The following is a 12,664-nucleotide window of genomic DNA, read 5'->3' on the forward strand; positions in this document are numbered from 1 at the left end:
AGATGATATAATTAATATTGTAAAAAGTTGAACACTGTGAACACCAATAGCCTTAGCAGATGCGACTGCTAAGGCTATTTTTTACGCTAAAAGCGGGTGGGTTAGTTTGTTGCCTAAAACTTTACTTGTGGTGTCTACGATCTAACCAATCCGTAAACCAAATAGAAATGATTGAAACCACAAGAGGTGCTACAAAAAAATTGAACACTGTGTTCACCTCCTAACCGTTACGGTGTAGGGTAGGCAACATTTAAAATTGTATCATGCGAGGCTAAGTTTACCTACAATTTACGGGGATTTTGCGAAAGTGGGACATTGTCGAAAAGTGTCCTAAACTGCGGCAATTCATCTACCAAATTTTAATCAGTAAAAATACCACGCCTCATGATATGATCAGGACGTGGTAGAAGCCAGAATAGTGACTTCTCCAAGTTGCTATAACAATTTAAAGGACCTAAAAAGTCGCCGAACTGGTCAAAGTTATGGGCGGCTTTTTTGTCGTGCAAACAAAATTAGCAAGTGTTGATTTAGTTTGCGGAAAGGGCTTGAATCCGAGGTAAATTTCTGGTAGGATTTAGTCAATGAAGTGCGAACATACGTTCTATATGAGATTTGGGATGAGAAAATGTTAGCAGAAACTAAGGCATTAAAGGCCCAGTACGACCATTACTTCTTGCGTGAATACCGTTTTCGGTACTGGCTGCTGGTTGTCGATAACCATTTCTTCGATCGCTACTATTTCTTCCTTGAAAAACAAAAGCAGGGTACTCAGCTCCTGCACTCACACGAGTTATTGGCGCTGGAACATGATCCGGAAAAGTACCAGCGGGTTTTGGCAGAGTTAAAACAGTTCTCAAAGTTACGGATTCAGTATCGCAACACGCATCAGCTGGTGCACCCAACTAAAGACATTAAAAACGACCGTGTTCACGGACACGGTTAAGCGAGAAAGGGTGGTAAATATGATTAGAGAGGTTGCAAAAGAAAACTGGTTATACCACGACCGCGGCATGATGAAATGGATGGGCTTTTTCATGTCGGACCACACCGTTTATATGGATCAGCAAAAGGACAAAGAGGCGGCTGAGCGACCGTTACCCCAGATGGCTAGCGCGAGCATTGATCGGTTGCTGCAGCAGAGTTGGCAAAAAACGACGCCGCTGAGTTTGCAGGTAGACCGCGGTGATCATTATCAGACTGTCGAGGGCATTGTGATCGGCTACGAACAGGATTTGGTGTATTTACAGGGCGACAGTGGCCTGATGACGATTCAATTTGCGCATATTCGCCATGTCACGTTAAAGAAAGCAGAGAAGTGGTGGTCGGCATGAGCGATCCACTATCCGATCCCAGCCGGTTACCAATACATGATATTATGTGCATTGATTGCAAGTCATTCTACGCGTCGACGGAGGCCATTAAGCGGGCGGAATACCCGACTTCGGCAAAAATTGCGGTTCTGTCTCGAGAAGAATCCAGTGGCGGGCTGATTTTGGCAGCGAGTCCTTACAGTAAGCAGAACTACGGTGTGAAGCTGGGAACACGGCGGTTTGAACTGCGGGATGATATGGACCTGAAGCTGGTAGAGCCGCACATGAAAGATTACATCAAGCTCAATTACCGGATCAACCAGATCTACCGCCAGTTTACGGACGACGCGCACTGGTTCCCATATTCGATTGATGAGTCCTTTATCGACGTCAGCGGCAGTCACCAGCTGTTTGGCAATAATCAGCAAATTGCCCGGCAGATTCAAAGACGGGTGTTTGATCAGACTGGCATTATCACCACGGTTGGGATCGGTCAAAATCCGTTACTGGCAAAATTAGCTTTAGATAATGCCGCTAAGGAGCAGACACCCTGGATTGCCGAATGGACGTATGATCAGGTACCGCAGACTATTTGGCAGATTCCCAAAATAACGGCTATGTGGGGTATCGGCCACCGATCGGCTAAAAGTTTGGCTTTGATGGGGATTTACTCAGTGGCTGATTTAGCTCATGCGGATTTAAATCTGCTTAAAAAACGCTTTGGTGTGCTGGGTGAACAGCTGTATTACGACGCGTGGGGCATCGATTATTCAACTTTAACTAAACGCTATGTACCGCGAGCTGCCAGCAAGGGTTACGGCAATTCACAAATTCTGATGCGGGACTATATTAAGCCTGTTGATTTGCAAGTCGTACTAGAAGAGGTCACTGACCAAGTGGCGACGCGGTTACGAAATAACCACGTCGTTACCGAGCTGATCAGTTTGCATATCGGTTTTGCGGATGTAGATAAAAGCAACCGCACTCATTTTTCAGCCCAGATGCACGTAGAAGCGACCAACGACACGAAACAGTTAACCTCAGCGATTTGGTATTTACTCGGTACCAAGTGGGATGGCAGTCCCGTGCGACAAGTTGGCGTTAGATGTGCCAAAATCTCTACTCAGCGGATGACGCAGTTTTCACTATTTGAAGATCCGGAGGTTACCCTGCACCGTCAGCAGTTATCAATCACCATTGACCGCATCCGCAAACGGTTTGGCTACAAGGCACTGGTGCGGGCCTCGTCTTTGACACCTGGTGGCACTGCGATTGAACGTTCTGGTTTGGTGGGCGGCCACCATGCCTAATATATAGGAAGATTTAGGTCTAACATGGCTGAATAACAGCCTTGTTGTCAGTGATGATGCCCTAGGGTTGGTAATAAGTTTGGGGTATAATTAATAAGTACGTGAATTGGAAGAATAATATCAGATTGTAGGACTGGCAAACAGATGAAAGAAGTAAACAAACGGTCATTAATCCTTGGAAGTATGGCTGCATTGGGCAGTGAAGGACTGTATGGGTTGAGTTATATTTTTACAAAACAAGCGACAAATCAGGCGAGTGTGTTAGCTTTGCTGGGGTGGCGCTTTGTGATTGCCTTTTTAGTGATGAGCGGATTGATAGTGGTTGGCTTCGTGCACATTGATTTGCGGGGTAAGGCGGTAAAACCACTTTTGTTAGTCAGCCTATTTAACCCCGTTCTATATTTTGTTGGCGAAACGGTTGGCATCAGTCATACAACTGCTTCGGAAAGTGGTGTCTTCTTAGCTTGCATCCCGGTGGCAAGCTTACTGGCGTCAACTTTGATTTTACATAGGCGTCCTAGTCGACAACAGGTGATCGGCATTTTGATGACGTTGGTGGGTGTCATCATCACGGTGGTGGCTGTCGGAGCGCAGACCAGCCTGTCAGTAATGGGGTATTTGTTCCTCTTACTGGCCGTTGGCACATACGCACTTTACAGCGTGTTTGTGGAGAAAGCTACAGACTATACGGGGATTGAAATTACCTATTTAATGTTAGCAGCGGGTGCGGTTGTCTTTAGCACATTAGCCATTGGTGAAGCCGCGGGTCAAGGAAACATTGGTACTTTACTGCGTTTGCCAGTGGTCAATTCGAAGTTCTTGGAGGCAATATTATACCAGGGTATTGGTAGCTCAGTGGTCGCATTGTTCTTAGCCAATTTTGCGATTTCGAAAATTGGTGTCAATCAGACGTCATCGTTCATTGGTATTTCAACGGTTGTTTCAATCGTTGCAGGGATGGTTTTTCTGGGTGAACAGTTCAAAGGCTATCAATTCTTAGGTGCCACTATTATTATTTTGGGCGTTTACGTAGCGAACATGACATTCAATTTGTGGAAAATCCAATCATGATTTTTGGGTGACGTTTTTGGTAAGGATAAGCATTAAGCTAGGTAGTCATCTTCAATTGTTGGGATTGGTTAAAGCTAAACAGTTAGTGGATGGTACAAGTTGAGTTATGCTTGCTTGCTATAGCGGAGAAAGATGATATAATAATAGGTGTAAAAAGCTGAACAACGTGTACACCAATAGCCTTAGCAGTTGCAGCTGCTAAGGCTATTTTTTAAACAGTTAACAGATTTCAATTGGCAAGCTACAAAAATACCACGCCTCATGATATAATCGAGACGTGGTAGAAGTAGAACAGTGACTTCTCCAAGTTGTGACTAACTAAATAGTAACACTAAAAAGTCGCCAAACCCGTCAAAGTTTTGGGCGGCTTTTTAATGTCTTTAGAAATTTCCTGATGGCTTTCACCAATCGGGTTGCCTGTTTGACTAGTAGCGTTGCACAGGTGCAGACCCACACAGCTTTCAAGAAAAACAGGCAAATCTCTATCAACCAACAAACTTCCTATGCGTTCAGTCCTCGTCATGATTGTCATGGCATCACCTCGCGATTTTTGGTTTGTCACCGTCCTCTATTCTACGACAAATAGTTTAGCATATGGTAGCTTGAATTAGGCAAGCTTATGGCTAAATTATATAATTAATTTGACCTTGAAATTTAGAATCCGTCACGCTGTTAACTTCTTCTTTAATGTTTCGGTCCGCTCCCACGATCAACACTTGGTGTTACCTGGCGTCAGATGATTCGAGTTATTCGACAGGGGCTGAATTCACAGTTGATGGGGGCTTAACGGCAGAATAATCGGGTAAAAACACCAATGGCCTTAGCAGTTGCAACTGCTAAGGCTATTTTTTGCGCTAAAAGCGCGTTGCTCCAATTAAGAAACCTGCGCTTGAACAAAGTACTTGTTGATCACAAACTGATGGCGTTGATTATAGTGGCCGTAAACGGCGATCTTGGCATTTGCTCGCGCACGGTATAAGAAATCTAGCGCGTGCAAAACGACAAGACAGTGTATTGTTTGTCCGTCAACTGTTAAAATGGGAACATATAACATTGTGGGGACTTGCTTGATCACTTTAGGTTCAGTCACTAAGGTTCCAGTTAAATTAATGAAACGGGTCATCGTCAACACCACCTTTAAAAGATAAATCCATTATACAAACATGTGTTCGTATAATCAAGCAAAAAATTCGTCTTTTTGCTTGGGTGCAGTTGAAGGTGTTTTAGTTGCACATATCCACTTTACTTGATATGATATAACTACGTACGCGGTAGATTGCAAAAAAGAAAGATCAATAATGAAGATAAGTTCGTTTTGACAATTTATCCGCATGTTATTGTCGATGTTTTAAAAGTGATTTGGTTGTTAAATGAAGGGGGTTGCGCCGTTGGCGAGAATACCCGAACAGGTAATTGAACAAGTCCGCGATGCAACCGATATCGTGGATTTTATTAGTCAATATGTTCAATTGCAGAAGCAAGGAAAAAATTTCTTTGGTCTGTGTCCATTCCATGAAGAACGGACGCCTTCTTTTTCGGTCACTGAGGATAAGCAAATTTTTCACTGCTTTAGTTGTGGCCGAGGTGGTAACGTCTTCAAGTTTTTGATGGAGCTTGAAAATCTCAGCTTCCAAGAAGCCGTGGTAAAAGTTGCGGCATTTTCACATGTGTCGCTTGACGAGCAAATCGTTAACGCAGCAACCGGTGCCGGTCAGCACGGTGACCCGCAGTCACCAACTAATCAGCTGATCAAGCTGCACCAAGATGCAACAAAGCTTTATACCCATATTTTAATGAATACGGAAATGGGTCAGCCAGCGCTGGACTATTTGCACAAGCGCGGTTTGACTGACCAAACCATTTCGGATTACGGTCTGGGATATGCGCCCAGTAAGCAACTGCTGAAGCCGTTTTTTGACACCCGTAAGATTGATTATCAAACCTTGCGGCATTCCGGTTTGTTCATTGAAAATCAGGATGGCGAATTGCGTGACCGGTTTGTTGACCGGATCATGTATCCCATCCGCAACCAGTCGGGCCAGGAAATTGCCTTTTCTGGTCGGATGTTGAAACAGCAGCCAGATCAGCCAAAGTATTTAAACAGTCCGGAAACCGAACTGTTTAATAAACGCAAAGTGCTGTTCAACTTTGATTTGGCGCGGGGTGCCGTGCGAAAGCAGGGTAACCTGATCCTGTTTGAAGGCTTCATGGATGTGATGTCAGCCCACCAATCAGGTGTGGATAATGGCGTGGCTTCTATGGGGACCAGTTTGACTGAAGAGCAGATTTACGCGATTCAGCGGATCACCAAACAAGTTTACGTTTGTTATGATGGCGATACGCCAGGTCAAAAGGCGACTCAGCGGGCCTTATCCATTTTACGTGATAATTCCAGTTTAACGTTAGGCGTCATTCAGATGCCTGAGGGAATGGATCCCGATGAGTACCGTCAAAAGTATGGTGAAGAAAAGCTGGCCCAAGCGCTGTCATCTGCCCGTGAAACGCCAGTTGCATTTGAGATGCGTTATTTGAAGACCCAGTATGATGTGAATACGGATACTGGTAGGCTTCAATACTTAAGTGACATTCTGGCGATCCTAGCCACTGTGAAGTCGCCAGTTGAACAAGACGTTTACCTGACACAATTGGCAGAACAGTTCCAACTGGAGAAGAGTAGTTTGCGCCAGCAGTTGGCCATGGTAAAACCGGCTAAGCAAACGCCTGAGCGGCCAGCCAGACCGGCAGTTAATCCCGGTCAAAGCCAGCCACAGACGCAACAGCAGCAGGTCGTTAAGCGCACGCCAGTGGAAAAAGCGGAACGAGCGTTACTGTACCGAATGTTTCACGACCACGATGTGTGGTTACGCGTTACCGGCCTACCGCAATTTAATTTTGTCGATGATGATTACCAGCTGGTCTATACGCTGGCTCAAGGGTATTTTGAAACCCACCAGAGTTACGCACCGGCACAGTTTGTTGATTTTATTCACGATGATCATTTACAAAACCTGGTGATCGATATTGAATCAATGCAGTTAAACGAATCAACTAGCGAGGGCGAAATTGATGATTATATTCAGTTAATCATGAACATCGCACCGCTAACTAAACAAATTGGTGAAACTGAACAAGCACTGCAAGAAGCACGACGGTTAGGCGATAACGACCGCGTGCGCCAACTAGTGATCGAGTACATTAAACTACAACAACAAAAGCAGTCTCAAAAACAAGCTTAGGGGGCTTTCTAATGGCAAAAGAAACAAAGACCAGCAAGAAAACAAGTAAGACGACTAAAACAAGTAAGGCCTTTGATCAAAAAGGTTACGACAAGGCAGTTAAGGCCCTGATCAAGGATTACAAGAAGAAGGGCGAAGTTACTTACGATGAACTTTCTGATAAAGTCGCTTCACCGTTTGGTTTAACCGCCAAGAAGATGGATGGCTTACTTGAAAAAGTCGAAGATGCTGGTATCAGTGTCGTTGACGAAAATGGCGATCCAGATTCACGTGCCGTTAAAGCTGCCAAGAAGGTCAGCGCTAGTGAATTGAAGGATACCTCAGCCCCATCTGGAGTAAAAATCAATGATCCCGTGCGGATGTACCTGAAGGAAATTGGTCGGGTTAAACTGTTAACTGCCGACGAAGAAGTCGCTTTAGCTTTACGGATCGAACAAGGCGACGAAGAAGCTAAGCAAGAATTAGCCGAAGCTAACCTGCGTTTGGTGGTTTCCATTGCTAAGCGTTACGTGGGTCGTGGGATGCAGTTCTTGGATCTGATCCAAGAGGGTAACATGGGTCTGATGAAGGCCGTTGAGAAGTTTGATTACCGTAAAGGTTTCAAGTTCTCGACTTACGCCACTTGGTGGATTCGTCAAGCTATCACACGTGCCATTGCTGACCAAGCCCGGACGATTCGGATCCCTGTGCACATGGTTGAAACCATCAACAAGTTGATCCGGATTCAACGTCAACTCCTTCAAGACTTAGGTCGTGAACCTACCCCTGAAGAAATTGGTGCTGAAATGGATATGCCGACGGAAAAGGTTCGTGAGATTTTGAAGATCGCTCAAGAACCCGTTTCATTGGAAACCCCAATTGGTGAAGAGGATGACTCTCATCTGGGTGATTTCATTGAAGATGACGATGCGACTAGCCCAGCTGACCACGCCGCTTACGAACTGCTGAAAGAGCAGCTTGAAAGCGTCTTAGATACCTTGACTGACCGGGAAGAAAACGTGTTGCGGCTTCGTTTCGGTCTGGATGATGGCCGGACCCGTACTTTGGAAGAAGTCGGTAAAGTCTTCGGTGTGACCCGTGAACGGATTCGTCAAATCGAGGCTAAAGCGTTACGCAAGCTTCGTCACCCTTCACGGTCAAAGCAACTGAAGGATTTTTTGGAGTAAGATTAAAAGAATAGTTGAACAAAATGAAAACACTTTGATTGGTGGTCGTGCAGACCATCAATCAAAGTGTTTTTTAGTTGCTGCGAAGTGCCTTTTTTACATGATAAATAGTAATTCTAGCCATAACTTATTTTATATAAGTCAATTTTCATTTTTTTGCAATTTTATTAAAAAAAAGGGAAACGTATTTTGATTAACGCCCTTTACTTGTGAATACCTCTAATCTACAATGTAGGAAAAGAGGGGGGAGAATTATGAGCACTGACATCAGAATTCTACCAATTCTCAGGGAAGCAAAGGTGTTAACAAAATACTGGACGTTTTTTGAATAAAATAATAGTAATTTATAATAAGCCAGCGAAAATGTAACCTTAGGAGGAATTAAAATGGTAGGGAAAAATAATCACATTCGCACCATAAAGTCCAATTTAAAAGAACACTATAAAGCATATAAGGCTGGCAGACGTTGGCTATATGCTAGTCTTGCTAGCTTGGCATTAGGCGCAGGTCTATTGCTAGGGGGAAGTATGACAGCCTCAGCTGATGTTCAATCAACCAGTACGCAGGATCCAGTTGATTCAGTTGGAAACGAATCCGGCGATGCAGCTGCGGCAAGTCAAAAAGCAACTGCAGTATCGTTGAAGACCAGTGCAACCAGTGATACGAGTAATAAGACTGCCGCAGATTCAAGTGCCACTACTTCGACTTCCGATTCAAATGGAAGCGCTAATACTGCCAATACTAATGACAGCGTAAAAGCTACTCAGGTAACACCAGTGACTAGTGATAATAATGCCGAAAATACAGCAACAACACAAACTACGTCGGTAGCAAAAGCTGCTACGGATGCAGCAACTTCGGATACTGAAACGACACAAAAATCAGCTACAACACAATCGGCTAAGTCCGAGACACTAGTTGATCCAACAGAAGAACAGTTGGACGCTGCGAAGGCCAATGCAGAGCAGGTCTATGCAACTACAAATGAACCACAAGAAATTGATGCAGTAGCCCCTGATTCAGCAGCATCGTTGACACTTTCGGCAACTGCAGTTGGTCATGGTACCAACGCTAAGAGCCCCTTGACATTAACTTTGACAACCAATGCTAAAGCGGGGGACGTTTACGTAATCAATATTCCAGCTAGCACACAGGTATACACATTCGCATCAGCTGATCCTTTAGTTAGCGCGGCAGGGACGACGACAGTTACTCAAAATCCTGATAAATCCACGACGGTGACTGATACTTTTACTGCTGATTCAACAACTACTCAGTTAATTAAACTTAATTTGGGAGGAAATTATGCTGCTCAAGATGGCGGTATGCCTGATGTGGGTAAGACATTAACAAAAACGATAACCTGGTCAATCAATAAAGTTGCCCAAACACCACTGACCTTTACTCAGACAATCCAACCAACAACTAATCTGACCACTGTCTCAATGATTTATCCAGATGGTAAACAAGTTTCGCAAATTTTGCCTAATCAAAATTATGTTTTTAATGTAGCTGTAAATGAAGCAAATGGTGTTCAGGATGATAGCAACAAGACGCCACGAGTTAATAGTGCAGATAATTATGGTGGTGCAACTGTCACTATTCCTGTTCCAACCGGTTTTGTCTTGGATACCGATAGTACAAGCCAGATTAACGAGCTGACTGACGGTTCAACGATTACCCAACCTAATGGTAAGGGGACGGATGTCATTATTACGGTGCCAGCAAAGGCAGGTAACCAAGGCTGGCAAGACGTTCAACCTTATAAAATTGTAGGTGCTTTTGATGTCCCTCAAACCACCACCGCTCAGACGTTGACGGCTCCTGGCGACGTGACTTTTTCTCAAGTTATCAATTCAGATGGTGATAAGCTGACTGATTCCGCTGATCCTTGGAGTGTTGTATTGATTCCTAACCAGGGTGGTACTGATGTTGGCAATAGTACTGCTGCGACTAAAGCCAAAGGAAATAGCACAAATACAAATAAGTTTGTTTTGGACACCGATCCTACTGATGATCCGAAGTATTTGGCTACCTTTGGGTTTACCTATAATTCTGCGGCAGAATCAACCGATACTAAGTTACAAATTACCATCCCTGATGGTTTGAATGCCACCAGTATTCAAACGCCCGCAACAGCTGTTTCTCCCTCTGTTTATTTACCGGATACTACCAGTTATACTTATACCTTAACGCTTGCTGATGGGACAACTGAAACTGGGACTGTTAATGCTGGTGATAAAGTTACACCGACTGACAAATCAGCTATTCGAACCGCAGTATTTATCCCTAATAAACTGGCACCTGGTTCTAATGCAAACCAATTAGGTGGTGCTTCTAGTTTTATTGTTGATGGTAACTTGTCAACTACCTATGATAATGGCTCACCTGTTAAAAATGGTGATACACTTGTTTCAACTATGGACGGCAGTTTTGATGCCGATGGTAAACCACTGACAGGTAGTGCTTCTGTAACTCAGACAGTTGTCGAAGCAACTTCTTTGGGGGTTGGGTATGTTGAACATCATCAAACACAACTAAATGGTGCAAATTTAGATTGGAATAACCCTGGTAATCCCAATGCTGGGACTTTTAAAGTAGAAATGGGTGGCAATAGAGGACAAACTACCTATAATATTTTTGAACCCATTTTCTATTTTGTGATTCCTAAGTCAAGTACGGTTGCTTCCACTAATCAGCCTACAGGGGCGAAGATTAGTGAATTTACTTCAGATGATGGTCATACCGTAGTGAAATTTGATTACACTGGTTCAGGTGTCACAATTGATACTCATGCGGGGACTGGGACATATGGAACTGTCACTTTAGCCAATAATCCTGACGCCCTTCCTGGAAATTATCCATTCTATATGTATATCGTGTCGCCTACGACGAAGATTGCAAACGATACGCCAGCAGTAGATTCCACTTATGTTGAGAATAATCCAAATGCATTTTTGATGGGCGATATGGGTAGTGGCAATTGGAATATCACCACTGCTAGTTCGTTCTTCAACACTTCATTAGCCAAAGGTAATCAAAATGTTGATGCGATTACTAAAGGGACTAGCGATGATCAGGGTGATTCGACACTGAACTTTTATGATTCGGTTGTTTATACTTCGCTGGAAGATAATGCTAAAAATAGTAGTGCGAGTGTTGCAATCAACTTGCCAACTGTAGGTGATTCCAAGGGCTCACAATACACGTTTAATTTAAAGGGACCGATTGACGTACCGACCGATTATACTGTCACTACTGGGCAAGGAGCGCCAATCAATCCAACTGTTTTGTATTCAACTCAGCCACAAGCTGTAAATGCTAATGCTACAACCCCTGATACCACAGGCTATGTTACTGCTGATCAGGTCGGTGATAACTGGTCATCAATTCGTTCGATTATCATACAGATGAACGGCATTCAACCTAATACATCTACAGGTCGAATTAAAATTAGTGGTACAACAGATAATTTTAACGAACAAGCTGGTAAGACTGGTTATTTGCAGACTATTTTCTACGGTAATGGTGCAAATGCCAGTGTAAATTCTAATGATGCCTCAATTAAAATTACCGGGACTTCCACCATCAAGACACGTTATCACTACACTGATAGCAATGGCGATGAAAAGTATATTGATCTTGACGATTTAAGTAAGACGCTTAACGATAACGCCGATACGTTTACCAATGATTATCCAACACAACTGTCAGAATTCTCCGCTGCTGACCAAGCCCTGATTCCAACGGGATATAAACTTGTCACTGATGCATCCGGTGCAGTCACACCAACCATTGTTGATGGCAGCGGTGATGGTGCTGCTGAATTTGGTCAGGTTGCACAATATTACTATGATGGTGATTTTGTGCAGTATGACCTAGTAGCCAATACAAGCACTCAGGTAAAATTTGTTGATGATGATAACAAGGGTGCAGTCGTGGGTACACCAAAGAACATTTCCGGGATACCAGGTTCCTCGACAAACTGGGATATGGGTGATGTGCCAACCGGCTATAGGTTAGCTGCTGGTTCAGCAACTACTGGTTCTTACACATTCCAAGAAGATAATAATGTTCCAGTTCAAATTCATTTGAATCATATTGTTGATCGCAGTACCGCGACAACGACGCGGACAATCACGTATGTGGTGGATGATCCAAACTATACGGGTCAAGTACCAGAAACGCAGACGCAGACCATTGATTGGAAGATCGTTAAGGATGAAGCAACGGGTGTTAGTGCTGCAACACCGCAAGGGGCTTATTATCAACAAACTGTTCCAACGATTGATGGTTATACGGCTAATAAGACTACTGTTCCTCAGGAAGGTTTGGGTGCTGTAAAGGCCACAGACTTACCAAAGAATGAAGATGTGACGGTTACCTATAAAGCCAACGCACAAACAGCCACAGTTGAATATGTCGATGATGAGAATAACGGTGCAGTTGTTGGTACGCCAACGACGTTGAACGGTCAGACTTTCGGCAGTGCCGCCTGGACGGCGGATAATGTGCCTGCTAAGTATGTCTTAGCTAAAGGGCAAGCGGCCAGCGGCACGTACCAGTTTACG

Annotated in this window: 9 protein-coding genes; 7 read left to right on the plus strand and 2 right to left on the minus strand. The window is 44.0% G+C overall.

Going from position 1 to position 12,664, the window contains the following annotated elements; all coding sequences use genetic code 11:
* Positions 1-625: 625 nt before the first annotated feature.
* From HC026_RS11855 to HC026_RS11870, 4 genes are all read left to right on the plus strand, one after another.
* On the plus strand, positions 626-943 hold the full coding sequence (locus HC026_RS11855) for a hypothetical protein (RefSeq protein ID WP_168926131.1): 318 nt from the start codon (positions 626-628) through the stop codon (positions 941-943).
* 19 nt (positions 944-962) lie between these two features.
* The gene (locus HC026_RS11860; protein WP_168926132.1) at positions 963-1,331 is read left to right on the plus strand and encodes a hypothetical protein; all 369 of its coding nucleotides are present in this window, start codon (positions 963-965) and stop codon (positions 1,329-1,331) included.
* Positions 1,328-2,620, plus strand: a complete 1,293-nt coding sequence (locus tag HC026_RS11865; RefSeq protein ID WP_168926133.1) for a Y-family DNA polymerase — start codon at positions 1,328-1,330, stop codon at positions 2,618-2,620. Before HC026_RS11860 ends, HC026_RS11865 begins: the two co-directional genes overlap by 4 nt.
* A 144-nt stretch (positions 2,621-2,764) precedes the next feature.
* A complete protein-coding gene (locus HC026_RS11870) occupies positions 2,765-3,691 on the plus strand; it encodes a DMT family transporter (protein ID WP_168926134.1) in 927 nt (308 codons plus the stop codon).
* Between the two features lie 331 nt (positions 3,692-4,022).
* Here the strand turns inward: HC026_RS11870 and HC026_RS11875 are convergent, their stop codons facing one another.
* Both HC026_RS11875 and HC026_RS11880 read right to left on the minus strand, forming a co-directional pair.
* Positions 4,023-4,223: a hypothetical protein gene (locus tag HC026_RS11875; protein ID WP_168926135.1), complete on the minus strand. Its 201-nt coding sequence runs from the start codon at positions 4,221-4,223 to the stop codon at positions 4,023-4,025.
* Positions 4,224-4,565: 342 nt separating this feature from the next.
* The gene (locus HC026_RS11880) at positions 4,566-4,814 is read right to left on the minus strand and encodes a hypothetical protein (RefSeq protein WP_168926136.1); all 249 of its coding nucleotides are present in this window, start codon (positions 4,812-4,814) and stop codon (positions 4,566-4,568) included.
* Positions 4,815-5,061: 247 nt separating this feature from the next.
* Here HC026_RS11880 and dnaG point away from each other — a divergent pair, with 247 nt between their 5' ends.
* The 3 genes from dnaG to HC026_RS11895 form a co-directional block, all read left to right on the plus strand.
* Positions 5,062-6,927 carry a DNA primase gene (dnaG, locus tag HC026_RS11885; RefSeq protein ID WP_211089495.1) on the plus strand — a complete coding sequence of 622 codons (1,866 nt, stop codon included), beginning with the start codon at positions 5,062-5,064 and terminating at the stop codon, positions 6,925-6,927.
* A gap of 11 nt (positions 6,928-6,938) precedes the next feature.
* The gene (rpoD, locus tag HC026_RS11890; RefSeq protein WP_168926138.1) at positions 6,939-8,093 is read left to right on the plus strand and encodes an RNA polymerase sigma factor RpoD; all 1,155 of its coding nucleotides are present in this window, start codon (positions 6,939-6,941) and stop codon (positions 8,091-8,093) included.
* Between the two features lie 386 nt (positions 8,094-8,479).
* The coding region (locus HC026_RS11895) for a beta strand repeat-containing protein (protein WP_168926139.1) at positions 8,480-12,664 on the plus strand (4,185 nt) is incomplete at its 3' end.

Source organism: Secundilactobacillus angelensis (assembly GCF_012641075.1).
GTDB classification, from domain to species: Bacteria; Bacillota; Bacilli; order Lactobacillales; family Lactobacillaceae; genus Secundilactobacillus; species Secundilactobacillus angelensis.